The following is a 25,978-nucleotide window of genomic DNA, read 5'->3' on the forward strand; positions in this document are numbered from 1 at the left end:
TGACCCCCGTCCGTCAAAGCAGCCAGGCAATGTTGCACATCACTTCGGCGCGAGGGCTGCTCGTCGGGGTCTGCGGCTTGCCGACTTTGTGCTGCTGGTCGTCCTGAGTGCACTTACGGTCGGAGGGTGCATGAGCCTGAATGGACGTGCACCCAAACGATTGTCCCCGCAGCGATACCTTCACCATCGTTTAATAGCCTGGCATCGCAGCGCACAGTGCCCGTATGCAGCACTAATGGACCTGGTGGATCTCGCGCGACGCTATGGCAATCCGTCCGCCATCTTTCTGGACGCGCTGTACGGCATGACCGCGCAAGTGGATGAGTCCTTTCCCGGGCAAGAATGCAGAGGACCCGCTGCGATCCCGGGACCGGTCAATCGAATGCCAAAGGCATCTGACTGTTTTATGTATACCTGCGTAGCAGGTCATCGAGAGAGCGAGATGAAAGCAAGCGGTATGTCGGTATGGCGGGGTTCCCTTTTCGCGCGCAACGTATTGCTGTTGATTGTACTGATGCTGACAAGTCAGATCCTGGTCTTTGCCGTCTATCTGAACTTTATCCAGAAGCCAAGAGTTGACGATGGGGCAGCGCTCGTGGCATCGCAGATCCGGATCCTGGACCGGCTGTTGTCAGTCCTGCCGGACGACCAGCGAAACCTGCAACTGCTCGAAATGAACGGAGCGCCCCAGGATGAACTGCCGCCGCCACAGGCTCACGACGGGTTGCCTCCCGACTACATGGCACACCGCTTCTTCGCTCGAGTGGCATCGGAACTTGCCTTGGACGAACAGCTTCGCTGGGAGCGCGACGGGCACCGGATCTGGGTGCGTCTACATGTGCAGGACATGTACTACTGGGTGGGGTTGCGTGGAACCTCGGCCATGAGCAGTACGTTGCCTTGGGCGCTGATCGGCCTGTTGTTAAGTGCGGCTACCCTTCCTGCTCTTGGAGCCTATCTGATCCACCGGCCGGTCGAACAGGCGCTGCGCCGGCTGGCGCGCGCTGCCAGCACCATCGAGCGTGGCGTTTGGCCCGAAGCGGTTCCCGTGAGCGGCCCGCGCGAGCTGGCAACAGTAGCGGAGGCGTTCAACCGGATGGCGTCGACGCTCGAAGATCTCGAAGCGACGCGCGCCGAAATGCTTGCGGGCATATCGCATGATATCCGCACGCCGCTGACCAAGCTGCGCATGGCCATCTTTGCACCGGAGTCATTCGAGGCCCCGGCCGCCAGCGCGGAACGCTTTGTCGAGGAGATCGACACGATCGTCCAGCAGTTTATCGATTTCGCCCGTGGGTGGGATAGCGAACCGGCAACGCACGGCGATCTGAACGCGCTGATCGAACAGCTCGCCGCCGACTATGCAGGTCTCGGTCGCACGTTCGAACTGTCGCTCGCGGAATTGCCCCCTGTTGCGTTCCGACCGGTCGGCATGCAGCGCCTGTTGATGAACCTGATGCAGAACGCGGTCGTGTACGGTCAGGTCGGGCTCGCAGTCCGGACTACCACGGACGCGCGAAGTGTCACGATTGCGGTTGAGGATCGGGGACCGGGCCTGCCTCAAGAGCTTCTGTCGCTGATAAAGCAACCATTCCGGCGCGGCTCAGAGGCGGATCGAAAGGGCGGGAGCGGCCTCGGCCTCGCGATAGCGGAACACGTCGCACAGCAGCATGGCGGCACGCTCGAACTCTTCCAGAATGTGCCATCAGGGCTCCGGGCCGTGGTGCAAATCCCCATTGCTTAGGGCGCGCATGTCGGCGCGATGACTGCGCCGACCTCGTTCTGTCGCAGGGACTACCACGCAATGTGACGCTTGAGCCCCGCCCCAACGGTCTGGCAGGGCAGCGTGAGCATTTGATGAGATGGCCATTTTTCAGGTTGTGTGATGAAAAACCTTACAAGATACTTTGCCCTACTTAGTATATTCGTGGCCGGCGTCGTGGCCGTTGGGTGGTTCCACCAGGCTCACGGTCACCGTCAGGCGGCTGTCGCACCGGATCCGATTCCCGTGAGCGCGGTTGCGGCTTCGGTTACCGATGTTCCTGTCTATATCGACTCGCTCGGCACCGTGACGCCGACACGTACCGTCACGGTCATCACGCAGGTCAACGGGATACTGCGTTCCGTCGATTTCAACGAGGGGCAGACGGTCAGGAAAGGACAGGTGATTGCACGCATCGATTCGCGGGCGCTCGACGCGCAGTTGCTGCAGGCACAGGGTACGCTGCGTCATGATCAGGCTGTACTCGCAAACGCGAAACTGGACCTGCAACGTTATCAGCAGCTGATCAAAGCGGGCTCGATTACGCAGCAGACGCTCGATACGCAAGTTGCTGCCGTCCAGGAGGACGAAGGCACCGTGCTGGCGGACACGGGCAACGTGAACAATCTGCAGGTTCAGGTCGGCTATTGCACCATCACGTCTCCCGTGGACGGCGTGGTGGGTCTGCGCCAGGTCGACCCCGGCAACTACGTGAGCAGCACCAGCACGAACGGTATCGCGGTCATCACGCAGCTGCAGCCGGCGACCGTGATGTACTCGGTGCCGGAAGACTACCTGGGGCAGATCCGGCGGGCGATGTCGCAGGGGGAGGTTCAGGTGCTGGCCTATGACCGTGACGGCAAATCGTTGCTCGCAAAGGGCTCGCTGCTTGCGGTCGACAACCTCGTCAATACGAGTGCCGGCACGATCAACGTCAAGGCCGTCTTCCCCGATTCCGGCAATGCGCTGTTCCCGAACGAATTCGTGAATGTGCGGATGCAGGTCGACACGCTGCACCGGATTCCGGTCGTGCCGACTACGGCAATCCAGCATGGCGCGAACGGCGATTTCGTTTTCGTGATCGGCGGCGCGGGCGCAGTGGCATTGCGCAACGTGAAGACCGGGCCGGTAAAAGGCGACGACACGGCGATTCTCGATGGCGGTGTGAAGGCAGGAGAGCGGGTCGCGACCGACGGTGCAGACAGGCTTGATACAGGCTCGATCGTGAAAGTCGTGGCGCACTGAGCGGAGCTGACGATGAATGCTTCACGAATCTTTATCGAGCGGCCCATTGCGACCGCGCTGTTGATGATCGCGTTGTTTCTGGCCGGGGTGCTGGGATACATCCTGCTGCCTGTTTCGGCGCTACCGGAAATCGACTATCCGACGATCCAGGTCTACACGCAGTATCCCGGCGCAAGCCCGGATGTGGTCAGTTCGTCGATCACCTCGCCGCTCGAAAGACAGCTCGGCCAGATGTCGGGGCTGAAGGCGATGAACTCGACGAGCTCGAACGGCACGTCGGTGATCACGTTGCAGTTCGATCTGTCGTTTTCGCTCGACGTCGCCGAGCAGGAAGTGCAGGCCGCGATCAATGCGTCCTCGAGCTTTCTGCCGGCTAATCTGCCGTATCCGCCTGTCTACAGCAAGGTCAACCCTGCCGACCCCCCGGTGCTCACGCTGTCGCTGACCTCCGACGTGCTGCCGCTGACGAAGATCGAGGACCTGGCCGATACCCGGCTTGCGCAGAAGATCTCGCAGATTTCAGGCGTGGGCCTCGTCACGATCAGCGGCGGTCAACGGCCGGCCGTGCGGGTGCAGACCGATACCGGCGCGCTCAACGCACTCGGCATGTCGATCGACGACGTGCGCACCGCGCTCGGCAATGCCAACGTTGACCAGGCGAAGGGCAGTCTCGACGGGAAATACCAGTCGTATTCGATCGGCGCGAACGACCAGCTGCAATCGGCGGCGGACTATCGCGACCTGATCATCGCGTACCGGCAAGGCGCACCGGTTCGGCTGGCGCAAATCGCCAGATCGATCGACAGCGCCGAGAATTTGCAACAGGCGGCGTGGACCAACAGCACGCCGTCTATCGTGCTGAACATCCAGCGGCAGCCGGGCGCCAACGTGATCGATGTGGTCGATAGCATGCAGAAGCTGTTGCCGCAACTGCGGGCGAGCTTGCCCGCATCGGTGAAGGTCGCCGTGCTGACGGATCGCACGAAGACGATCCGCGCGTCGGTTGCCGACGTCGAAACGGAGCTCGCAATCGCCGTGGCGCTCGTCGTGATGGTGATATTCGTATTCCTGCGCAATGTGCCCGCTACCGTGATTCCCGCAGTCACCGTGCCGCTGTCGCTCGTTGGCACGCTCGCGGTCGCGTACGGGCTCGGCTTTTCGCTGAATAACCTCACGTTGATGTCGCTGACTGTCGCGACAGGCTTTGTCGTCGACGACGCGATCGTAATGATCGAGAACATTACGCGCTACATCGAGGCTGGGGAAACGCCTCTGAGGGCCGCGATCAAGGGTGCGAAGGAGATCGGCTTTACGATCGTCTCGTTGTCCGTGTCGCTGATTGCGGTCATGATCCCCTTGCTGTTCATGGGCGACGTGGTCGGGCGCCTGTTCCGCGAGTTCGCGCTGACGCTGTCGGTCGCGATCGTCCTGTCGGCGTTCGTCTCGCTGACGCTTACGCCGATGATGTGCTCGCGCATGTTAAAAGCGCAGCCACACTCGCATCGGGTCGATTTCTTCGACCGGCTCAACAGCAGGTACATACGCGGTCTCGACTGGGTGTTGTCGCATCGGCGCCTGACGATCGCGTCGGTGGTGTTGACGGCCACGCTGACGTTCGTCGTGCTGATGCTGATGCCGAAGGGCTTCTTTCCCGAGCAGGACACAGGTCTGATCGCAGGTGTCGTGCAGGCCGAACCGACCATTTCGTTCCAGCGCATGATCGGCCAACAGCAGCAGGTCGTCGACCGGATCGCACGCGATCCGGCAGTCGCAAGTCTCTCGTCGTTTGTCGGCATCGACCAGACGAGACCGACGATCAATCAGGGCACGCTGTTGATCAATCTGAAGGACAAGGGCGAGCGAGCGCGCATCGACAAGGTGATCCGCCGCCTGACCGATGACACCGCAGACCTCGCGGGCGTGCGCCTGTTTCTGCATCCGGTGCAGGATCTGACGCTCGACGACACCGTTTCGACGACGAGCTACCGGCTCGGCGTGCAGTCGACCGATCCGGCGTTGCTGACTCGCTGGACGGGCGCGCTGGTTGGCGCGTTGCGCGGCGATCCGGCGTTCGCCGACGTGCAGAGCGAGGCGATGCAGTCAGGCAATCAGGTGCAACTGACGTTCGACCGCGATACCGCGTCGCGCCTTGGCATCACGCCGCAGGCGATCGACGACGTGCTGTACGACGCGTTTGGTCAGCGCCAGGTGTCGACGATCTACACGCAGCTGAACCAGTATCACGTGGTGCTGGTCGCGAGAAACAACGCCGACGACCTTGCGCATCTGCTTTCAGGACTCTATGTCAATACGTCGTCGGGCAGCCTCGCACCGCTCGCGTCGATGGCGACGATGAAGGTGATGCCCGCGCCGTTGAGGATCGATCGCAAGGGCCAGTTCCCGTATGCGGACGTGTCGTTCAATCTCGCTCCCGGATACAGCCTCGGCACTGCGATCGCACGTCTTGAGCGGGTCAAGGAACAGATAGGGTTGCCGCAGTCCGTCCAGGTGTCGCTGGAAGGATCGGCCGCGACCTTTCAGTCGTCGCTGGCGAGCGAAGGGTATCTGGTCGCCGCTGCCGTGATCGTGGTCTATCTGATGCTCGGCATCCTGTATGAGAGCTTCATTCACCCGGTCACGATCCTGTCCACGCTCCCTTCGGCGGCGCTTGGCGCACTGCTGGCGCTGCTGATGACCGGAACCCAGTTCGACATCATGGGCCTGATCGGTATCGTTCTGCTGATCGGCATCGTGATGAAAAACGCGATCATGATGATCGACTTCGCGCTAGACGGGCAGCGCAACCACGGCCTGTCCGCACACGATGCGATCCGGCGTGCGGCTGAACAGCGCTTCCGTCCCATCCTGATGACCACGATGGCGTCGCTGTTCGGCGCACTGCCGCTCGCGTTCGGCTCCGGCATGGGCTCCGAGTTGAGGCATCCACTTGGCATCGCGATCATCGGCGGCCTGTGCGTCAGCCAGTTGCTGACCTTGTTCTCGACGCCGGTGATCTATCTGGCGATGCATCGTCTGGAAAGACGCTTTGCCGCGGACGAGCCGATCGTAACGGAGTATGTGCAATGAACCTGTCTGGCCCATTCGTCAGGCGGCCCATCGCGACGACGTTGCTGGCGGTCGCCCTTGCGTTGTTCGGTATCCTGGCATTCAGGCTGCTGCCGGTCGCGCCGCTGCCCGAAATCGACTTTCCTACGATCCTGGTGCAGGGGCAACTGCCCGGCGCCGATCCGACGACGGTGGCCACCTCGGTTACGACGCCGCTCGAGCGGCAGTTCGGCCATATTGCGGGCCTGGCCCAGATGACGTCGGTCAGCTCTCGCGGGCAAACGCAGATCACGTTGCAGTTCGACCTGAGCCGGAATATCGACGGTGCGGCGCGCGACGTGCAGGCTGCAATCAACGCCGCGAAAACCAACCTGTCGCCCAATATGGACGGCAACCCGACGTATCGCAAGGTCAATCCCGCGGATTCGCCCATCCTCGTGATCAGTCTCACCTCCGACACGGCCACGCCAGGCCAGCTTTACGACGCGGCGTCGACGGTGCTGCAACAGAAGCTGATGCAGACAACCGGTGTCGGCAACGTGGTGGTGGGCGGCGCCGCGCTACCGGCTGTGCGGGTTGAACTGAATCCAGACCGGGTAAGCCACTACGGCATCAGTCTGGAGCAGATCCGCAGCACGATCGGGAAGGCGAATGTCGATTTGCCCAAGGGGTCGATGTCGGCGAGCGGACAGAACTATTCGATCGGCGCGAACGACATGCTGTATTCGCCCGCCGACTACGGACGGCTGATCGTCAGGCAGAACAACGGCAACATCGTGCGTGTGTCGGACCTCGGCGATGTACGTCAGGATGTCGAGAAGCTTGAGAACTACGGCCTGTCGAACGGCAAGCCGGCCGTGTTGCTGGTCCTCTATAAGCAACCGGGCGCCAACGTGATCGACGCCGTCGACAACGTGAAGGCCGAACTGCCAGCGCTCGAGGCGGCGATCCCGTCGACCATCAAGCTGGCGATCTCGGTGGACCGCACGAAGACGATCCGCGGCTCGCTGCTCGACGTCGAGATCACCCTGCTCGTATCGATCGTGCTCGTGACGGCCGTGACGTTCGCGTTCTTCCGCAGCTGGCGCGCGACGCTCATTCCGGCGATCGTCGTACCGCTGTCGCTGCTGGGTACATTCGGGGTCATGTATTTCCTTGGCTACAGCCTGAACAATCTCTCGCTGATGGCCTTGACCATTTCGACCGGTTTCGTGGTCGACGATGCAATCGTCGTCGTCGAAAACATCATGCGGCATCTGGCGCGCGGTAAGAACCCCATCGAGGCGGCACTCGCAGGGGCGCAGGAAGTGGGCTTCACGGTGTTTTCGATCAGCGTTTCGCTGGTCGCGGTATTCGTCCCGCTGCTGTTCATGGGTGGCCTGATGGGCCGGCTGCTGCGTGAATTCTCGGTGTCGCTTTCCGTTGCGATCGTGATGTCGATGCTGATTTCCCTCACGGTCACGCCGATGCTGTCGAGCATTTTCCTGCGCGGAGGACAGCAAGCCGGGAACGGCGACGACCATCACGAGAGCGGATTTTCTCGCCTGTACGGCACGTCGTTGCGCTGGGTCATCCGGCATCCGCTATTGATGGGTGGCGTGACGGTGCTGGTGTTCGTGCTGAACCTCTGGCTGTTCACCGTGGTTCCGAAAGGCTTCTTCCCGGAGGAAGACACGGGGCTGCTGCTTGGCACGCTGCAGGCGTCGCAAAGCATCTCCTGGCACGAGATGCAGCATCAGTTCCAGATGGTCAACAAGGCGGTGCAGGAGAATCCGAACGTCGCGTTCGTGGGTGGCTTCGTGGGAGGAGCGAACGCGCTCAACAACGCACTGTTGTTCGTCACGCTCAAGCCCCTGGGTGAGCGTCGCGCGACGGCCGATCAGGTGATCGCTCAGGTGCGCCGACGGCTTGCCGATATGCCGGGGACACAGCTCTATCTGCAGTCGTTGCAGGACCTCGCGGCCGGTGGCCGACAGAGCGCCGCGCAGTACCAGTACACCCTTACCGCGGACGACCAGGCGACACTCGATCAATGGGTGCCGAAGTTAGTCGCGCAGATGCACAAGATGCCGGCGCTGGCCGACATCAACACCGACCAGCAGGACAAGAGCATGCAGGTCGGCGTCGACGTCGACCGCGACTCCGCCGCGCGAATGGGCGTGAGCTTCAAAGATATCGACGAGGCGCTTTATGACGCGTTCGGCGAACGGCAGGTCTCGGCCATCTACGGGAGCGCGAATCAATATCACGTCGTGATGGAGGTGGCGCCCGAGTACTGGACAAGTCCTTCGGTACTGAAGGATATCCATGTTCCGGCGAGCCCGGCGCTCGCCACGAGCGGCGCGTCAACGACCGCCGCCGGCGGGGCAACCGGCGCAAGCGCCGCCACGCCGTCGGCCGCGGCCCAGGCGAACGGTTCAGCGCTGGTGTCGCTCGCCGCGATGGCCCGGTTCTCGACCGACCCCAGCGCCATTTCGATCAATCACCAGGCTACGTTCCCCGCCATTACCGTATCGTTCAACCTGCGCCCCGGTGCATCGATCGGACCCGTGACGCAGCAGATCAGCCAGGCCGTCGCTGCGCTCAGAATGCCGGCGAGTATCTCCGGCGCGTTCGCGGGCACGGCAGCAGCGTTTCGTGAGTCGATGGCGAGCGAGCCGCTGCTGATCCTCGCCGCGCTGTTGTCGGTGTACGTCGTGCTCGGCATGCTGTACGAGAACCTGGTTCATCCTTTGACGATTCTCTCGACGCTGCCTTCCGCGGGCGTCGGCGCTTTGATCGCGCTGCTGCTCACTCACACGGAGCTGTCGATCATCGCGTTGATCGGCGTGCTGATGCTGATCGGCATCGTGAAGAAGAACGCGATCATGATGATCGACTTCGCGATTGCCGAAGGGCGTCGGCATGCACTGCCGCCGGAGGAGGCGATCGTGCGCGCGGGCCTGATCCGCTTCCGTCCGATCATGATGACGACGGTCGCCGCAATTTTCGGCGCGCTGCCGCTCGTGCTGGGGTCAGGCTACGGATCCGAATTCCGCAAGCCACTCGGCATCTCGATCATCGGCGGTCTGGTGTTCAGCCAGGTCATCACGCTCTATACCACCCCTGTCATCTATCTCTGGCTCGATCGGGCGTCGCAGTGGTTGCGGCGCCGAAGGAAACACGCATGAAATCGCCCATCGGATTCCTGTCGGCCGTGTCGGTCGGCATGCGCTGCTGCGTCTGTGCGCTCGGTGCCACGCTTTGGCTTTCGGGCTGCGCAGTTGGCCCGGACTATCACCAGCCGGCCGTAGCGATTCCAACGCAGTTCAAGGAAGCGGGCACACAGTGGCGACTTGCGGCGCCCAACCCGCAGGCATCGCTCTCAAGCCGGTGGTGGGACGCGTACGACGATCCCGAGCTGTCCCGGCTCATCGACGCAGCGCTGCAGTCGAATCAGTCGATTGCAGGCGCGGCGGCCGCCTATCGGCTCGCGCAGGCCACCGTCGCTGCAGACCGGGCGAGCCTGTTTCCGACGCTCGGTGTCGACGCGTCGGCCTCGCACAACTCGGGCACGACGACGGAATACGCGAAGGCCTACGCGAGTTGGGAAGTCGATCTGTGGGGCGCCGTGCGCCGGCAGATCGAGTCTGGCAAGGCGAACGCGCAGAGCGCGGATGCGACGCTTGCCGGCGAGCGCCTGTCGATTGCCGCGACGCTGGCGACCGACTATTTCGACATCCGCCAGCTTGATATCGACATCGACCTGTTGCGGCGGCAGGAGGCGGTCAACGGGCGGATTCTCGCGATCACGCGCGCAGCGCTGGCACAGGGGACTGCGTCGCAAGTCGATCTGCTGTATGCGCAGGACACGCAGGAGGCGGTTGTCGCGAACCTGCAAATTTCACAGACCTCGCGCGAGCAGGACGAGCACGCAATCGCGGCGCTCACGGGTGTGCCGCCGGCTTCGTTGTCGATTGCACCGCGGCTCGACTATGTGTTTCGCGAGCCCGAGGTGCCATCCGTGCTGCCGTCTGCGTTGCTGGAAAGACGGCCTGACGTGGTCAGCGCGGAACGCACCGCTGCTGCTGCGAACGCGCTCATCGGGGTAGAGAAGGCCGCATTCTTTCCGGACCTCGATCTATCGGCACAGGGTCTCGTGCAGCACAACACCTTCGCGACGCTGTTCTCATTGCCGACCCGGATGTGGTCGCTCGGTCCCTCACTTGCCGCCACGCTGTTTGACGGTGGTGCCCGCGTGGCCGCCGTGCACAAGGCGCAGGCGACCTATGACGAAGACGTCGCATCCTATCGCGAAGCCGTGCTCACGGCGTTCCAGAACGTGGAGGACAGCCTGTCGTCATTGAACCATCTGCGCCAGCAGGAGCACGCGTTTGCCGACATTTACCAGCGCAACCGGCAGTTGCTGGAGAGCGTCGCCGCGCAACTGACGGCCGGAACCGCGAGCGAGCAGTCCGATTTGACTCAGCAAGTGACGCTACTGACGGCCAGGCAGAACCTGAACGACACGCAGGGGGCACTGGCGAAAAGCGGCGTTGGGCTGGTGAAGAACCTCGGCGGCGGCTGGATGTCGCCGAAGAGCTAGGCCCGATCCCATGATGGCGGGCGCGCCGTTGCGACGTCGTCTGCCGATCTGCGCGGTCCAGAGCCCGGTAGCGCCCACGACCGTTTTTCAAAGTCCGCGTCTCGAACTGCGTGCAAGGCCAGGTTACGTCCACTCGTGCGGTATCGCTTCCCCGCGACGTGACTTGACATGACATGCAACACATTTCCAACAACATGTAGCGCACAGGTTCTCTACATTGGCGGCTGTGTCATGCGGGGTTCGCCAGTGGGGCGAATCCATCACATGGGGAGTGTGCAGTGAAATTTAAAATCGTTCTCGTGTCTGCTGCCAGTGCGGCAATTTCTATGGCTGTCGGCAAGGCGCCTGCGGGGTCCCTGGCGATTGATATCAGCGTGGGCGTTGCAGTTCGCCGGACAACTATCGATGGATGTGCTTGAACATGCATGACCATCGCTTTGTCGCCGCTGTTTTCAAGCGAGGCTGCGCACGACGGTGGCTGGGCGCGCTCGCTGTCACCGCCAGCGCGTGCCTGCCTTACTCACCGGCGTTGGCGCAGTCGTCGCCGGGCAATAACGTGGGCATCAACGTGACCGCATTGCCCGACTATGAAGGCAGTAAGTCCTATCGCGTACTGCCGTTGCCCACGCTGTCGCTGTCGAAGGGGGCAATCTTCGTGCAGGGGTTCACGGGCGGCATTGCCTACCCGTTGTGGCCCAGTGTTGCGGTGGGCCTGCTGATCGGTGTTCAGCCGGGCCGCAACCAGGACGATGCGGCGGTGCTCAACGGTACCGGAGATATCCCAACGTCCTTCGACTTCGGCGCATTCGCGCGCTGGCACTATGGTCCAGCGAGCGCCGGTCTCCGCTTCCTTCAGTCCGCGCATGCGGGCTATGGTAATCGTGTCACGCTGAGCGCGTCGTATGCGCTGGTCCAGAAGCCCGTTGACCGGGTGTCGGTGTCCGCCGACGCCGTGTGGTCCAACGGACTTTCGCAGCAGACGTGGTTCGGTATCGACAGCGAGCAGGCTGCGTCCAGCACGGCCGGCCTCTCGCCGTATCACCCCTCAGCTGGCTTTTCGCGAGTTGACCTCAAGGTCGACTGGGATCATCGGCTGAACCAGCAGTGGTCACTGCAAAGCGCCTTCGGCGTCGGTTCCTTGCTCGGCGATGCTGCGAACAGTCCGATCGTTGAACGACGCGCGGCTGTATTTGGATCGGTGGGCGCTGCTTACTACTTCTGAGCGCTTACTTCGCGCTGCATCATCGTGAGAGAACTATCAATGAACCAGAATCTGACATCGACTCGTATCGCGCCAATGCTTGTTAGCCTCGCTGTCGGGTTGGGCATGGCGGGGTGTGCGGTTACGCCGCCGAGTGCTCCTACCGTCATGGCGGTCCCAGCGAACGGCAAGACCCTCAACCAGTTCCAGCAGGACGACTATAGCTGCCGCATGTACGCGACGCAGGTCGTGAATCCAGCGGCGGCCTCGCATCAGGCGGCAACCTCCGGTCTTGCTTCTACCGCCGTCGGCACGGCTGGAGGCGCCGCGGCCGGGGCTCTGATCGGCGCCGGGGCGGGCAACGCCGGTGCCGGCGCCGCAATCGGTGCGGGTGCCGGACTGCTGCTCGGCAGCATGATGGGCTCTGCGCAGCACAATCAGACCGAAGCGTCATTGCAGCAGCAATACGACAACGCGTACGCGCAATGCATCACGTCGAAGGGAGATACGATCGAAACACCTCGTTCGGCAGCGATCGTCGTGCCCGTACGCCCCGTGCCGCCCCGCGCCGTAATCTATGGCGCGCCCCCACCTTACTACTACGCGCCGTACTGATTTCGCTCGTATGGTCGTGTCATGGCTTGACCTGGAATTCTGCCGGCTGGAAATCCTGGGTCGAGCTTGGTCCCCTAGCTATTCCGTGCACGTCATTTCATTTTCTTAAAGGAGTCTTTGATGAAACGTTTATTCATTATTCTGGCTGCAATGTTCGCTGTGTCGTCTGCGTTCGCGCAGAGCAGCATGCAGCAGATGTTGGAAGCGCGCTTTACTGCCGCGAACGCAACTCATGACGGCAAGCTCACGAAAGAACAGGCGGAGGCAGGTATGCCGCGCGTCGCAGCCCATTTCGATCAGATCGATACTACGCATCAGGGTTACGTGACGCTTGAGCAGATCGAGCAGTTCGCCGCGCAGCATCGGCAGTAAGCGCTTGTAAGGCAAGCTTCAATACCCTCGGCTGGTTTAACCGTGTATTGAATATCTCCCATCGGGTCGCCTCATCACGTCAAATGATGGGGCTGCTGCGCGCTCCGGTAACCCGACGCTAGCAACCCGCCATGCGCAAGTCGGTAGCTAGAAGTCCTGCGGGCCTGGCGCATCGAAAGGCCCGGCGGTCCAGTCGAGGGCGACCTGGACGGGGAGACCAACACCGCGAATCCTGGCCCCCCAAAGGCGGATTACGGTCTGGGACACGAGCGGCGCGGCGCCCCCAAGCGGTAGCGCCTGAACGCATCCCTAATGCCAGTCGCTGAGTCTCAATTGAAAGGAGTTGAAATAATGTTTGATGCGGGTGTTCTTCGTCGCTTTGCGCTTGCTGCCGGTTTTTGCATGAGTGCCGCGGTGCTTGGCGGCTGTGTAGTCGTTCCGGTGGGTCGTCCAATAATGCCCCGGCCACTGGTTGTGGTCCCTCGACCGCCACTGATCGTCGCTCCCGCGTACTATTGACCTGAGTCTATGCGTGTCCGCCCCGCGGGCGGGCGGCATGCATAGCGGCCACTTTGCATCCTGTCCGAAGCTCGCCGCACGACGATGCGCAACTGCGTCCAGTTCACGGATAGCGGCCAGGATAACGGCCGCTCAAAAACGTGTATATCTGTGTGAGGCAGTTAGCCGATGCTCGACGTATATTCGATTACCACGTGCAGTGGCGTTCGCGGTGCTCGCCACTTGGCCGCTGCTACCGCATAGCAGTTTTGCGACTGGTCGTGCTCGAAACAATCAGCGCATATTCCGCGAAAGGCGCAACAGCAGCATGAGGGCAACCAGAGACCTCAGTTATGCGAATGGTGCGCGGCTGTGCCGGCAGCATGCTCTTCGAGGTCTGGCACGAAGACGTATCCGCAGCCACGAACGGTCTGGATGAATCGTGGTGTCGACGGGTCAGTTTCCACGATGCGGCGCAGACGATAGACCTGAACGTCGATGCCGCGATCGGCGGTCTCGGAGTCCGGGCCGTGAAGTGACTTGAGCAGACGCCTGCGGGTGAGTGTGCACATGGGAGAATTAACGAAAATCTGCAGCAGCGCAAACTCGCCGGCAGATAAGGTAAGAGACGTCTCTCCCGTATTCAGAGTGCGCGACTGAAAATCCAGCGTGAACGCGCCGAATGTGTAAGGTTGCCGTCGTTGGGGAATGCCCGCATCGGGTACGGCGCCCAGGCGCCGCAGCACTGACTGAATCCGTGCTACCAGTTCACGCGGGTTAAACGGTTTGCGGAGATAGTCATCGGCACCCAATTCAAGGCCAGCGATGCGCTCCTCTTCGTTGGCTCGGGCGGTGAGCATCAAGACTGGAATGTCGTCGCCTGATGCGCGCAACCTACGTAGTGCCGTCAAGTCGTCGACGCCCGGCATCATAAGATCGAGCACTATCAGGTCCGGGCGTTCGTGTTTGAGCCGGTGTTCGAGCGAACGCGCGTCATGTAGCACTGACACGTCGAAACCCCACCTTACCAGGTAGCGGCGAGTCGCATCACACAATTCGGCGTCGTCGTCGATTAGAAGAATCTGAGCGGACATAGGAAGAGAATAACAATCACAAACGAGTGATGACCGGGGCCGCGACTAATCGCAATGCGAGCGCACCGCAGCAGCTGCAGCACACGATCGATCGAAGAAATGTAGGCGAATTTCATAACGCCAGGTGTTAGCAAATCATGTCAAGAAATGTCATCACGGGGCCTGTTTTCTGTCCGCAAACGCACGGGTGCACGCGTTTTCTCGCTGACCACGAGCGACAGATGTATTATGAGCAGTCAGGATGGCGTGCCCGGTGCGTACGAGTGGCGCCGGGCGGTCGTGGGCTTTCGCCAGTCAGTGTTGCGGCCAGCACAAACGATGACATCTTTTGACATACCTTTCCAACACATCCAGTGCGGAGATCCTTGTATATTCCGTTCGTGGAACGATTAGGCGTGACCGAGTTGCAAGTCCGTTTTCTTGCTAGAGAAGGTATTGGATGTCGCTGCCAAGCGGTTCGCCGCATAGCATCAGAAACAGGAACTAAGAAACAAGCTTTATTAGAGGTGTCTGCTTAATCATATGTCAGATGACTTGCCAACCGGTCGCATCATCGTGCTTGACGATGACGTTGAAATCCGCAATATGCTGCAACGCTTTCTGACGGCACAAGGTTTCTCGGTGCGCGCAGTGAAGACAGGCATTGAGTTGGACGTCTTGATCGAGCGCTACCCGTTCGACCTGTTGATTCTCGATATCATGATGCCAGGCGAAGACGGCCTGTCCATCTGCCGTCGGTTGCGTGCTCGGAGAGAGACGATCCCCATTCTCATGCTAACGGCGCGTGGGGACCCCGCGGACAAGGTCGTAGGTTTGGAGATCGGCGCCGACGACTATCTCGCGAAACCCTTTCTGCCGAGCGAGCTGATAGCGCGGGTTCGGGCGATGTTACGTCGCCAGCAGTTTCAGGTGCGCCTGCAAAACGTGCGGGGCGAGATGCTGCTCGCAGGCGAGTCGCAATGCTTGCGGTTCGGCGCCTTCAGGCTGGACATTCGGCGTAGAGAATTGATGTCGGACGAAGCGGGCATCGTCGAACTCGGCCCGGCTGAAATGCGTCTCCTGTGTGCGCTTGCGGAGACGCCAAACCGTCCTGTAAGCCGCGCAAATCTGATAGAGCGCGCGCGTGGGTCGCAATATGAGGCGAGTGCCCGCAGCGTTGACGTGCAAGTTCTTCGCTTACGACAGGTGATCGAGACAGAGGCAAGCTCGCCCCGACATATCCGCACAGTGTGGGGCCTCGGCTACATGCTCGTTGCAACCCCAAACTAAAGCGTTACCTGTGGACGCTCGGGTGTGACATTCAAACCGCTTCCTCTGCTTTCCGTGTACATCGCGAGCAAGGCCTCGGTCACAGCGTTCATCGGTCTCTCTCGCGCTGCAACTCCCGCAATCTCAATGCGCGAGTGAGCCTGGTGACACCGGGCCGCGCGCCAGAGACGCGCTTCGTGAAAACGCACAGCCCCGGATGCGACGTGGCTTCCCCGAGGTGCCTGCCAATCAGCTTTCCCTTGCGATGCAACGGCTCGCCGACGCGCCTCACTGCATGGTGCGCCGGGTCACCACATTCAAAGCCATCCGTGCGGCCGCGGTACGGGTTTCCACACCCAGCTTTTCGAAGACGTGTTCAAGGTGCTTGTTGGCGGTGCGGGGGCTCATGCCGAGGATATCGGCGATATCGCGATTGGTCTTGCCCAGCGCGACCCAATACAGCACATCGGCTTCGCGAGGAGTTAGCCGGAACGCCTGCATCAACGCGGCGGGTCCGGGCGAACCGGCCTTGCATTGGATCAGCAGCAGTTCCTCGCCCTGCGCGCCGCGACGCAGCCGGCTGACGATAAGTTGTTCACTCGCGGCCATCAACTCGAACGGCCTGACCTCGGAAGCCTCGAGCGCGTCATGAAGCCAACTGCACAACGCGGCCGGCAGGCGCCCGTGTCCATCGAGCGAGCTGCGCAGCCACGACAGGGCAAGCGGCGTCATCCACAGCACTTCGCCGTTGGGGTCCACGGCGACCACAGCCTGGCCGGCAGCATCCATCGCCGCCCGGGTCTGCACGACCAGGCGCGAATTGCGCAGGTGCGAAGCGATGCGCACCATTACTTCGGCCGGACGAATCGGCTTGGTGATGTAATCGACCCCGCCAGCCTGGAAACCCTGCAGAATATGCTCGGTCTCCGTCAAACCGGTCATGAACACCACCGGAATCGTACGGGTCTGGAGGTCCTCCTTGAGCTGTCGGCAGGTCTCAAAGCCATCGATGCCGGGCATCACCGCATCGAGAAGGATCAGATCCGGCGGCAAGCGGCGGGCGCGGTCCAATGCCCCCGCGCCGTCGGTTGCGACCAGCACCGTGTAGCCCGATTTATCCAGCAGGGTATGCAGGATAGAGAGGTTTTCGGGCGCGTCGTCAACAATCAGGACGACATCGCGAAGCGGATCAGGACGTAGCATCGGGGTTCGCCTGCATGGTTCGGTCAAGGTATCGCAAATATTCAGGAAGGTCGAAGCGCTCGACATGCGTGCGCAAGATCCCCGTGAAAACTCCATAGGACGGGTCCAGCTGCTCGATCTCGCTGAGCTTGTCGAGGATGCCGCGCACGTACCCGAGGCTGCCGACCTCGTGCAGGCTGCGCAACAGTTCCGGGTCGGGTAACGCGACTTCGGTTGGCGGAATCGCGGGTGCCGCGGCGGGGAGCGGGTCTGCTGGCGCTATCTGCGCCGCAACAGCTGGCATTGCCGGGACCCACTGTAGATTCAGACGCTCGCGGATCAATTCCAGCAGTTCGACAACATTGACAGGCTTGACGAGGAAATCCTCGTTGCGAATGCCCGCTGCGTTTTTCCGGCCCTTGTCGAATGCATTGGCCGAGACCACGATAATCGGCGCATTGCTCAACAGATTCGCGCGAAGCAAGCGCGCGGTTTCCCACCCATTCAGTTGCGGCATGCCGATATCGAGCAGGATCAGGTCGGGTGCGAACGAAGAGACGGCGCGCAGTGCCTCGATTCCGGAAGCGACTTCCTGAACCTCGAAGCCCAGCGGCTCCAGCAGCTTGACGTGCAACTCGCGGTCCACCCGCTCGTTATCTACCACCAGCACGCGGCGCGTCGGGCCGGCATAGCCGCCGATCGGCAGTTTAGGAACGGTCGGAACCGGCTTCGGGGCGCGCACTTCCGGCAAGAACAACTGGACGCGAAATGTGCTGCCGCGGCCGGTCTCGCTCGTTACGGTCAGAGTCCCTCCCATCACGTCCGTGAGCATCTTGGCGATGGTCAGGCCTAGCCCCGTGCCGCTTTCCGAGCCGCCCGGGACATTGGCGCCGCGCTCGAACGGCAGGAAGATGCGAGTCAAGTCATCCGCATCAATGCCCACGCCGGAATCGATGATTTCGAAGACGGCCATCTCCCGGCGGTATTGCAAGCGCAGCGTGACATCGCCGCGATCGGTGAACTTCACCGCGTTGCCCAGGATATTGATGAGGACCTGGCCCACGCACTTTTTATCGGCACGCACGACGCAGGGCAAATTGGGCGGCGCCTCGTAATGGAAGGTGATGCCCTTGGCACGCGCCTGCAAGCTCACCATATCGGCTAACTGCGCGACGAATTCGGGAAAGCGCACTTCCTCGACTTCGAGCGTCATCTTGCCGGTCTCGATCTTGGCGATATCGAGCAGGCCGTCGATCAACGAAACGAGATGCTCCCCGCTGCGGCGAATCACCGCCAGTGCGAAATGGCGGTGGGGAGGAATGGACGTATCCTGTTCGAGCATCTGCGCATAGCCGAGAATGCTGTTGAGCGGCGTGCGCAATTCGTGGCTGATGCCGGTGACATAGCGGCTCTTCGCTAAATTGGCCTTTTCGGCTGCTAGCTTTGCACGTTGCAACTGCGCATCGGTGCGCTGGTGGGCATCGATTTCCTCGAGCAGCAAATGAGTCTGCCGGTTCGATTCCTCTTGCGCAACGCGCCGGCTTTCGGCCGTCAGCACACTCCACCAGCAGCCAATCCCGCCCGCGAGCGCCAGCACCGCAAACAGTTTCAGGAATGCCGCACGCAGTAGCATGTCGACGGCCGGCGAGAGTTCGTTGACAAGCACCGACTCCTGCGTATAGATCAAGCTGAGAATGGCGGCCAGAATCATGGACACCAGCACGAACAGCAGCAGGTACTGGCCGATGCGCGTATTGAAACGGGTCGACAGCGCCTTGGGCAAAAGCCAGCGTATCACTGCATTGATCTGTTCGGATAGCCGTGCGCCCGGTTTGCACACGTCATGACAACGCGCATCCAGCGTGCAGCACAGAGAGCAGATCGGTCCTTCATAAGCCGGGCAGTGCGCCATGTCTTCGGTTTCGTACGCCTTGTCGCAAATGCAGCATCGAATCGACTGATAGCCCTTGCCCAGCGGAACCCCGGCCAGCGCGACCGGCTGGCGCGCGACGTAGTATTTGCCGCCGGTCGCCCAGGCGATCGCCGGCGCGGCAATCAGCGCGGTCGCGAGCGCAATGACCGCCGAGAACGCGTGGGCAGTCTCGCCCAGCACATGAGTAAACGCCAGCACCGACAGCGACGAAGCAATCAGCGTCGCGCCAACCCCCACCGGATTGATTGCGTACAAATGAGCGCGCCTGAATTCGATGCCCTCGGGGCTCAGGCCAAGCGGCTTGTTGATCACGAGATCGGCCACGACCGCGCCGACCCAGCTGATGGCGATATTCGCATAAAGCCCGAGGACCTGTTCCAGTGCGCGGAAAACCCCAAGCTCCATCAGCATGAACGCGATCAGCACATTGAACACGAGCCACACCACGCGGCCCGGATGACTATGGGTCAGCCGCGCGAAGAAGTTGGACCACGCCAGCGATCCCGCATAGGCATTGGTCACATTGATCTTGAGTTGCGACAGGATAACGAAGAAGGTAGTGACCAGCAGTGCCGTTTCGGGCGAACCGAACACGTATTTGTACGCGACGAGGTACATCTGGGTCGGTTCGACCGCGCGGTCGGGCAGTACCTCATGCTGTATTGCGAGGAAGGCGAGGAAAGAGCCGCCTAGCAGCTTGGCCACACCAAGAATGATCCAGCCCGGGCCGGCACCCAGCATGCATAGCGTCCAGCGGCGCTTGTTGAGCGCGGTCCGCTCGGGCAGAAAGCGAAGGAAGTCGACCTGTTCTCCAACCTGCGCAATCATGGAAATGAGCACGGTGGTGGCGGCACCGAACATCAGCAGGTCGAAGTGGCCGTCGCTGCCGGCGTTGCCGAGAAAGCTCGGCAGTTCGCGCAGCAGGCCCGGTTCTTTCCAGATCACGGTTGCATAAGGCAGCAGCAGCAACACGACCCAGAGCGGCTGGGTAAACGCCTGCAAGCGGCTGATCAGTGTAATGCCGTGCGTGACGAGCGGGATGATGACCACCGCGCAGATCAAATAGCTTAGCGAGACGGGGATCTTGAAGTACAGCTGCAGCGCGAGCGCCATGATGGCGGCTTCCAGCGCGAAGAAAATGAAAGTAAAGGACGCATAGATCAGCGACGTGATCGTCGAGCCGATATAACCGAACCCGGCGCCCCGCGTTAGCAGATCCATATCGACGCCGAATTTCGCGGCGTAGTAGCTGATCGGAAGACTTGCCAGAAAGATGATCACGCCGACAAACAGGATTGCCCAGAGCGCATTGGTGAAGCCGTAACTGACGGTAATCGATCCGCCAATTGCTTCCAGGGCGAGGAATGAAATCGCGCCGAACGCGGTATTGGCCACCCGGAACTCGGACCATTTGCGAAATGTGCGTGGTGTGAAACGCAGCGCATAGTCTTCGATGGTTTCGTCGGCGACCCAGGTGTTGTAGTCGCGCCGTACCTTGATGATGCGCTGGACGGGTATCGCGTGTGGCAGCGCTGATTCGCGGGAGTGGTTCACCAAAATTATTCGGGATCGGACTGTGGACGGAACGAAGCGCCCGACAGACGCAAGCAGCATGCCACGTGCCCACGGTCGGTATGGAGCTAGCAAGAGCGTGCAGAAGCCCGCGGCGCTGGATATGCGCTGCGCAGGTGCAGGGCGGCGCGCGGCGCGCCCCTAATGTGACATTGCCGCACCGGGACAGTGCGAGCGAGTTTTCTCACCGGGATGCCAGCGCCGTTGCTCACTGCTAACGGCAGCTTCTTCACGTGCCAATTTCACGTGCCGACTTCTCCTTATGCGCGTCGAGCATACCGCCGCCCCGCGAGTTGGCCGATACGTCATTTGACGTAGGACCGCGCACTCTCCACGCAGCGACGCGATTGCAGGTGCCGCAAACCCGCTAGTGCCAGCGCATTGCCGCGCTCCTGCGCGAGCGCCGCGCGTTGGTAAGTCAAATGACGTATATCGATGCGGAATTCGGATACCTATCCTGCATCCGCCGTTCAACGACAAACAAGCCAATGCGTCGGCGCCATGCAGGCTGGCGCGTGCACTTCGCGTCACGACCGGCCCGCCGGCCAGCCCTGAAAACAACGCAGAAAAGGACTTTGAACATGACACAACGCTTCGACGACAACGGCGGTGACCACGCTGACGAGTCATCCGCCCACGCTGCCGAACCGGCCTCTCCGGCTCGCCGCAAAATTGCACTTGGCCTGGCTTCGCTGCCGTTTGCAATGATGGCCAAGCCGTCGTTCGCCGCCGCTCCGCCGACTTCGCAAGTCAACACGACGGGCAGGGCGGTCACAGATACCACAGTGACGGTTGGTCAGTTGCACTCATCAACCGGTACGATGGCGATCAGCGAAACCGGGTCGATCCGTGCCGAACGCCTCGCGATCGAACAGATCAACGCGATGGGCGGGATTCTCGGGCGCCAGATCAAAGTGATCCAGGAAGACGGCGCCAGCGACTGGCCGACCTTTGCGGAAAAGGCGACCAAGCTGCTCGAAAGCGACAAGGTCGCCACCGTGTTCGGCTGCTGGACATCCGCGTCGCGCAAAGCCGTGTTGCCCGTGTTCGAAAAAGACAATGGCCTGCTCTACTACCCGACTTTCTACGAAGGCCTGGAACAGTCGAAGAATGTTTTCTATACCGGCCAGGAAGCAACCCAGCAAGTGCTGGCCAGCCTGAGCTGGTTCGCCAAGGAGAAGAAGGCGAAGACCTTCTATCTGGTCGGTTCCGATTACATCTGGCCGCGCACCTCCAACAAGATCGCCCGCAAGCACATTGAAAACGTGCTCCACGGCGAAGTAGTCGGCGAAGAGTACTACCCGCTTGGCAACACCGAATTCGGTTCGCTCATTAACAAAATGAAGTTCAAGAAGCCGGATGTGATTTTCGCTGACGTGGTGGGCGGTAGCAACGTCGCGTTCTACAAACAACTGAAGGCCGCCGGCGTGACAGGCGACAAGCAGCTATTGCTGACGATCTCGGTGACCGAAGACGAGTTGCTGGGGATCGGAGGTGAAAACTTCCAGGGCTTCTACTCGTGCATGAAGTATTTCCAGAGCCTGGACAACCCCGCCAATAAAAAATTCGTTGCGGCATTCAAGGCCAAGTACGGCAACAACGCAGTGATCGGCGACGTGACCCAGGCCGCGTACCTCGGCCCGTGGTTGTGGAAGATGGCCTGCGAGAAAGCCGGCAGCTTCGACGTCGATAAGGTGGTGGCGGCTTCGCCGGGTCTGGAGTTCAAGGACGCGCCGGAAGGCTACGTCAAGGTTCACCAGAATCACCACCTCTGGAGCAACACGTTGATCGGTCAGGGTCAGCGCGATGGTCAGTTCAAGGTCGTCTACAAATCGGACTTGATTGAGCCGAATCCGTTTCCGAAGGGCTATCAGTAAAGACCGTGAGAGTCGCACGGGCGGCCGCTCACACGGCCGCCTGTGCGAAGCCGCAGTAGCTACCGCACTTTTCGATGTTCAAGGCAGCCTGCTCGAATGCAGGCCGCGCAGGGGATTGACCATGGCTTGGTTCTCGCAGTTCGGCGCGATCGTCGCTATGCAGGGTTTCAACGGCCTCTCGGTCTTCAGCGTCTTGCTGCTGATGGCGCTTGGCCTGGCCATCATTTTTGGCCAGATGGGCGTGATCAATATGGCGCACGGCGAGTTTCTGACGATCGGTGCCTACACCACTTACGTGTTGTCGGTGTTGACCCACAAATATGCACCGGCATTGCAACCCGTCTATTTCTTCGTGGCTATTCTGGTGGCGTTTGCGGTCGCTTTTGCATTCGGCTATCTGGTGGAATGGCTGCTGATTCGCCATCTCTACCGGCGTCCTCTTGACACGCTGCTGGCGACGTGGGGTCTATCGCTTGCGATGCAGCAAACCTTTCGCTCGGTGTTCGGCTCCGAAGAAGTCAGTCCAGATCTGCCGCAGTGGCTGATGGGTTCGCTCACGCCCTATCAGGGCCTGGATATTCCGATCAACGGCCTGATGGTGATGGTCGTCACCATTGTGCTCACGACGGTCCTGCTGCTGTTTTTGTACAAATCACAGTGGGGCGTGAAAGTGCGGGCCACGACCCAGAACCGGGTCATGGCGGGCGCGGTCGGGATCAACACCGGCAAGGTCGACCGCCTGACCTTTGCGCTTGGATGCGGGATTGCCGGCATAGCGGGCGCGGCGTTTACGACCATCGGCTCGACCGGCCCGACAAGCGGCTCGCTTTATATCGTCGACACCTTCCTGACCGTAGTCTTTGGCGGCGCGCAAAGCCTGTTCGGCACGATTGCGTCAGCGTTTTCGATCGCTCAGACCCAGTCGACAACCGAGTTCTTCCTGTCCGGCTCGATGGCGAAAGTGCTGACCCTGTCAGCCGTGATCGTCATTTTGATGCTACGTCCGCAGGGCCTGTTCGCAACCAAAGTGCGGCGCTAATTGTTCGATCGCAGGAGAACGCAATGAATTCGGGATCTCTAAAGTGGCTGGGCGGACGCTCGGGTGTGATGGGGTTCATCTGGTTGGGACTTCTGATACTGGTGCTGCTGCCGCTGACGCTGGACATCTTCCGGCTGAACCTGGTGGGCAAATACCTGACTTACGGGTTCGTGGCGATTGGACTCACGCTGTGTTGGGGGTACGGCGGCATCCTTAGCTTGGGGCAGGGCGTGTTTTTCGGTCTGGGCGGCTATTGCATGGCGATGTTCCTCAAGCTGGAAGCATCCGACCCGATCAGTACCAAGATTCAGTCAACGCCGGGTATTCCAGACTTCATGGACTGGAACCAGATCACTCACCTGCCGCTGATGTGGGAGCCCTTCAGGCACATGTGGTTCGCTGTGGCGGCGGTGCTGGTGGTGCCGGCCCTGCTCGCCTTCGTGATCGGTCTTGCCATGTTCAAGCGGCGCGTCGGCGACGTGTATTTCGCCATTGTGACCCAGGCGATTGCCGCCATCCTGTCGATCCTGATCATCGGGCAGCAGGGGCTGACCGGCGGCGTCAATGGCATTACCGATTTACGTACGATGCTCGGCTGGGATATCCGCACCACTTCGGCGCACTACGTCCTTTACTTCGTTAATGCAGGCCTGCTGTTCCTGTGTATCGCCTTTGGCAAGTTTCTGCTCTCGAGCAAGCTAGGCAAGCTGCTTGTGGCGATGCGCGACAAGGAGGAACGCGTACGATTCTCGGGCTATGACGTGGCGGCCCTGAAGATATTTGTGTTCTGCGTCGCGGCCGTGTTCTCTGCAATCGGCGGCGCGATGTTCACGTTGCAGGTGGGGTTCATGTCGCCATCCTTCGTGGGCATTGTCCCGTCGATCGAAATGGTGATCTTCTGTGCAGTGGGCGGGCGTACATCCCTGTTCGGGGCCGTTTATGGCGCCTTGCTGGTGAACTTCGGCGAGTCGTATTTCTCGGAATCGTTCCCGCAACTCTGGCTGTTCCTGATGGGCGCGCTCTTCATTGGCGTGGTTATGTTCTTCCCTGATGGACTGGCGGGTCTTTATGAAAGTCACGGCAAGAAGCTGCTGGCGCGTTTACCGGTTGCCGGCAATCTGCGACGTCGCGGGCTGGTCACAACTTCAGCTTCCGAACCTAAGGCCTGACGCTCGTCTACCCGCAAATACAGAGAACATCATGGCTCAAAAAGACTTTGTTTTATCGGTTGAGGACCTGACGGTCTCATTCGATGGCTTCAAGGCTGTGGACGGCTTGAACCTCTATGTGGACCGCAACGAAGTGCGTGTCGTGATCGGTCCGAACGGCGCGGGCAAAACGACCGTGCTCGACCTGATCAGCGGGAAGACGCGCTCCACCGGCGGAAGCATCAAATTCAAAGGACTGGAGTTGACGAAGATGAGCGAGCACATGATCGTGCGCGCCGGGATAGGCCGCAAGTTCCAGACTCCTTCGATCTACGAAAATCTTACGACGTACGAAAACCTCGAAGTGTCTTTTCCCCGAGGACGCAGTGTTTTCGGTGCCATCGCTTTCCGGCGCACGGCCGACGTCGACGAACGCGTGCGCCAGATTGCGGAGGAAGTATTCCTCACAGAGATGCTGGATCACACCGCCGAGTTGCTTAGTCACGGCCAGAAGCAGTGGCTCGAAATCGGCATGTTGCTTATGCAGGATCCAGAACTGATGCTGCTGGACGAACCGGTTGCTGGCATGAGCGTGTCCGAGCGTGAAAAGACGGCCGAACTGCTGGCGCGAGTGGCAAAAAATCGTTCGGTGGTGGTGATCGAGCACGACATGGAGTTCGTCAAGAACATCGCGCACCGCGTCACTGTGCTGCATCAGGGAAAGGTACTGGCCGAAGGCAGCATGGAAGCGGTGCAGTCCAACCCGAAAGTCATCGAAGTGTATCTCGGGCATTGAAGCTCGGTCCTGCAGCGCCAGCACGGCAACTTTGCATATCAAAAGGAACACCTTATGTTCAACGTTAGCGGACTGGTCTCGGGCTACGGTCAGAGCGAAGTGATCCATCAGCTCGACTTGAGCGCCGCCGCCGGCGAAATCGTCGCAGTGATGGGGCGCAACGGCATGGGTAAGACCACCTTTTTCAAATCGTTGATGGGGATCCTGCCGTGCCGTGCGGGAAAGGTGGAAGTGGCCGGCGTCGACGTCGCAAAACTGCAAGCGTTCGAGCGAGTCGCGCATGGGATCGCGTATGTGCCGCAAGGCAGAATGATTTTTTCGACCCTCACCGTGCTCGAAAACATCAAGGCGGGTCTGCCGAACTCGGCGCGCGGCAAGGTGCCAGCGGAGGTATTCGATCTGTTTCCGGTTCTCTACGATATGCGCGATCGCCGCGGCGGCAATCTGTCGGGCGGGCAGCAGCAACAACTCGCCATTGCGCGCGCGCTTGTTACCAATCCGAAGGTACTGCTGCTCGATGAGCCTACTGAAGGAATCCAGCCTTCCATCATCAAGGACATTGCCCGCTCCCTCAAGGAGATCCGCACGCTCAAGCAACTCACCATCATCGTTTCCGAGCAGGTGCTCAGTTTCACGATGGAAATTGCGGACCGTTTGCTCGTGATCGAGAAGGGCCGCTTCGTCCATGAGAACCGGCGCGACGAAGTCGATATCGCGAAGATCAGCAGTTACCTGTCCGTTTGAT

Annotated in this window: 17 protein-coding genes; 14 read left to right on the forward strand and 3 right to left on the reverse strand. The window is 60.8% G+C overall.

The features are described 5' to 3' along the window. The first annotated feature begins 235 nt into the window (after positions 1–235). From OKW45_RS37385 to OKW45_RS37420, 8 genes are all read left to right on the forward strand, one after another. The gene (locus tag OKW45_RS37385; RefSeq protein ID WP_429473755.1) at positions 236–1,744 is read left to right on the forward strand and encodes an ATP-binding protein; all 1,509 of its coding nucleotides are present in this window, start codon (positions 236–238) and stop codon (positions 1,742–1,744) included. A 264-nt stretch (positions 1,745–2,008) separates the two neighbouring features. Further along, positions 2,009–3,007, forward strand: a complete 999-nt coding sequence (locus OKW45_RS37390; RefSeq protein WP_429473756.1) for an efflux RND transporter periplasmic adaptor subunit — start codon at positions 2,009–2,011, stop codon at positions 3,005–3,007. Between the two features lie 12 nt (positions 3,008–3,019). Next, a complete protein-coding gene (locus OKW45_RS37395; RefSeq protein ID WP_429473757.1) occupies positions 3,020–6,094 on the forward strand; it encodes an efflux RND transporter permease subunit in 3,075 nt (1,024 codons plus the stop codon). Beyond that, positions 6,091–9,243: an efflux RND transporter permease subunit gene (locus tag OKW45_RS37400; protein ID WP_429473758.1), complete on the forward strand. Its 3,153-nt coding sequence runs from the start codon at positions 6,091–6,093 to the stop codon at positions 9,241–9,243. Before OKW45_RS37395 ends, OKW45_RS37400 begins: the two co-directional genes overlap by 4 nt. Next, positions 9,240–10,658, forward strand: a complete 1,419-nt coding sequence (locus OKW45_RS37405; RefSeq protein ID WP_429473759.1) for an efflux transporter outer membrane subunit — start codon at positions 9,240–9,242, stop codon at positions 10,656–10,658. The genes OKW45_RS37400 and OKW45_RS37405 overlap by 4 nt, the downstream gene beginning before the upstream one ends. Before the next feature lie 421 nt (positions 10,659–11,079). Then, positions 11,080–11,880: a MipA/OmpV family protein gene (locus tag OKW45_RS37410; protein WP_429473760.1), complete on the forward strand. Its 801-nt coding sequence runs from the start codon at positions 11,080–11,082 to the stop codon at positions 11,878–11,880. Positions 11,881–12,027: 147 nt separating this feature from the next. Further along, positions 12,028–12,474 (forward strand): glycine zipper domain-containing protein, encoded by a 447-nt coding sequence (locus OKW45_RS37415; protein WP_018422814.1) that lies wholly within the window; start codon positions 12,028–12,030, stop codon positions 12,472–12,474. 120 nt (positions 12,475–12,594) lie between these two features. Next, entirely contained in the window at positions 12,595–12,846 is a 252-nt protein-coding gene (locus OKW45_RS37420) for an EF-hand domain-containing protein (RefSeq protein ID WP_429473761.1), read from the forward strand. Between the two features lie 845 nt (positions 12,847–13,691). Here the strand turns inward: OKW45_RS37420 and OKW45_RS37425 are convergent. Beyond that, a complete protein-coding gene (locus tag OKW45_RS37425) occupies positions 13,692–14,438 on the reverse strand; it encodes a response regulator (protein WP_429473762.1) in 747 nt (248 codons plus the stop codon). 522 nt (positions 14,439–14,960) lie between these two features. Between OKW45_RS37425 and OKW45_RS37430 the strand changes: the two genes are divergently transcribed. Continuing rightward, a complete protein-coding gene (locus tag OKW45_RS37430; protein WP_018422818.1) occupies positions 14,961–15,707 on the forward strand; it encodes a response regulator in 747 nt (248 codons plus the stop codon). A 267-nt stretch (positions 15,708–15,974) separates the two neighbouring features. Here OKW45_RS37430 and OKW45_RS37435 read toward each other — a convergent pair whose 3' ends face one another. After that, positions 15,975–16,889, reverse strand: a complete 915-nt coding sequence (locus OKW45_RS37435; protein WP_429473763.1) for a response regulator — start codon at positions 16,887–16,889, stop codon at positions 15,975–15,977. Then, a complete protein-coding gene (locus OKW45_RS37440; RefSeq protein ID WP_429474036.1) occupies positions 16,876–20,358 on the reverse strand; it encodes a hybrid sensor histidine kinase/response regulator in 3,483 nt (1,160 codons plus the stop codon). The genes OKW45_RS37435 and OKW45_RS37440 overlap by 14 nt, the downstream gene beginning before the upstream one ends. A 719-nt stretch (positions 20,359–21,077) precedes the next feature. Between OKW45_RS37440 and urtA the strand changes: the two genes are divergently transcribed. The 5 genes from urtA (at position 21,078) to urtE (ending at position 25,977) form a co-directional block, all read left to right on the forward strand. Continuing rightward, positions 21,078–22,250 carry an urea ABC transporter substrate-binding protein gene (urtA, locus tag OKW45_RS37445; RefSeq protein ID WP_429474037.1) on the forward strand — a complete coding sequence of 391 codons (1,173 nt, stop codon included), beginning with the start codon at positions 21,078–21,080 and terminating at the stop codon, positions 22,248–22,250. Positions 22,251–22,371: 121 nt separating this feature from the next. Then, entirely contained in the window at positions 22,372–23,289 is a 918-nt protein-coding gene (gene urtB / locus OKW45_RS37450; RefSeq protein WP_018422822.1) for an urea ABC transporter permease subunit UrtB, read from the forward strand. 23 nt (positions 23,290–23,312) lie between these two features. Continuing rightward, the gene (gene urtC / locus OKW45_RS37455) at positions 23,313–24,458 is read left to right on the forward strand and encodes an urea ABC transporter permease subunit UrtC (RefSeq protein WP_429473764.1); all 1,146 of its coding nucleotides are present in this window, start codon (positions 23,313–23,315) and stop codon (positions 24,456–24,458) included. A 31-nt stretch (positions 24,459–24,489) separates the two neighbouring features. Continuing rightward, a complete protein-coding gene (urtD, locus tag OKW45_RS37460) occupies positions 24,490–25,233 on the forward strand; it encodes an urea ABC transporter ATP-binding protein UrtD (protein WP_018422824.1) in 744 nt (247 codons plus the stop codon). A gap of 54 nt (positions 25,234–25,287) precedes the next feature. Continuing rightward, positions 25,288–25,977, forward strand: coding sequence for an urea ABC transporter ATP-binding subunit UrtE (urtE, locus tag OKW45_RS37465; protein ID WP_018422825.1), 690 nt, complete (start codon positions 25,288–25,290; stop codon positions 25,975–25,977). Position 25,978: the final 1 nt, after the last annotated feature.

The sequence above is a fragment of the Paraburkholderia lebeckiae genome (genome assembly GCF_050436225.1).
In the GTDB taxonomy this organism is placed as follows: domain Bacteria; phylum Pseudomonadota; class Gammaproteobacteria; order Burkholderiales; family Burkholderiaceae; genus Paraburkholderia; species Paraburkholderia tuberum.

Excerpts from the sequence above, each read along its gene's own strand:
- urtD (WP_018422824.1), top strand. The coding sequence starts at position 24,490 with ATGGCTCAAAAAGACTTTGTTTTATCGGTTGAGGACCTGACGGTCTCA.
- urtE (WP_018422825.1), top strand. The coding sequence starts at position 25,288 with ATGTTCAACGTTAGCGGACTGGTCTCGGGCTACGGTCAGAGCGAAGTG.
- OKW45_RS37410 (WP_429473760.1), top strand. The coding sequence starts at position 11,080 with ATGCATGACCATCGCTTTGTCGCCGCTGTTTTCAAGCGAGGCTGCGCA.
- OKW45_RS37400 (WP_429473758.1), top strand. The coding sequence starts at position 6,091 with ATGAACCTGTCTGGCCCATTCGTCAGGCGGCCCATCGCGACGACGTTG.
- OKW45_RS37425 (WP_429473762.1), bottom strand. The coding sequence starts at position 14,438 with ATGTCCGCTCAGATTCTTCTAATCGACGACGACGCCGAATTGTGTGAT.
- urtB (WP_018422822.1), top strand. The coding sequence starts at position 22,372 with ATGGCTTGGTTCTCGCAGTTCGGCGCGATCGTCGCTATGCAGGGTTTC.
- OKW45_RS37395 (WP_429473757.1), top strand. The coding sequence starts at position 3,020 with ATGAATGCTTCACGAATCTTTATCGAGCGGCCCATTGCGACCGCGCTG.
- OKW45_RS37435 (WP_429473763.1), bottom strand. The coding sequence starts at position 16,889 with ATGCTACGTCCTGATCCGCTTCGCGATGTCGTCCTGATTGTTGACGAC.
- OKW45_RS37385 (WP_429473755.1), top strand. The coding sequence starts at position 236 with ATGGACCTGGTGGATCTCGCGCGACGCTATGGCAATCCGTCCGCCATC.
- urtA (WP_429474037.1), top strand. The coding sequence starts at position 21,078 with ATGATGGCCAAGCCGTCGTTCGCCGCCGCTCCGCCGACTTCGCAAGTC.
- OKW45_RS37405 (WP_429473759.1), top strand. The coding sequence starts at position 9,240 with ATGAAATCGCCCATCGGATTCCTGTCGGCCGTGTCGGTCGGCATGCGC.
- OKW45_RS37430 (WP_018422818.1), top strand. The coding sequence starts at position 14,961 with ATGTCAGATGACTTGCCAACCGGTCGCATCATCGTGCTTGACGATGAC.
- urtC (WP_429473764.1), top strand. The coding sequence starts at position 23,313 with ATGAATTCGGGATCTCTAAAGTGGCTGGGCGGACGCTCGGGTGTGATG.
- OKW45_RS37420 (WP_429473761.1), top strand. The coding sequence starts at position 12,595 with ATGAAACGTTTATTCATTATTCTGGCTGCAATGTTCGCTGTGTCGTCT.
- OKW45_RS37415 (WP_018422814.1), top strand. The coding sequence starts at position 12,028 with ATGGCGGTCCCAGCGAACGGCAAGACCCTCAACCAGTTCCAGCAGGAC.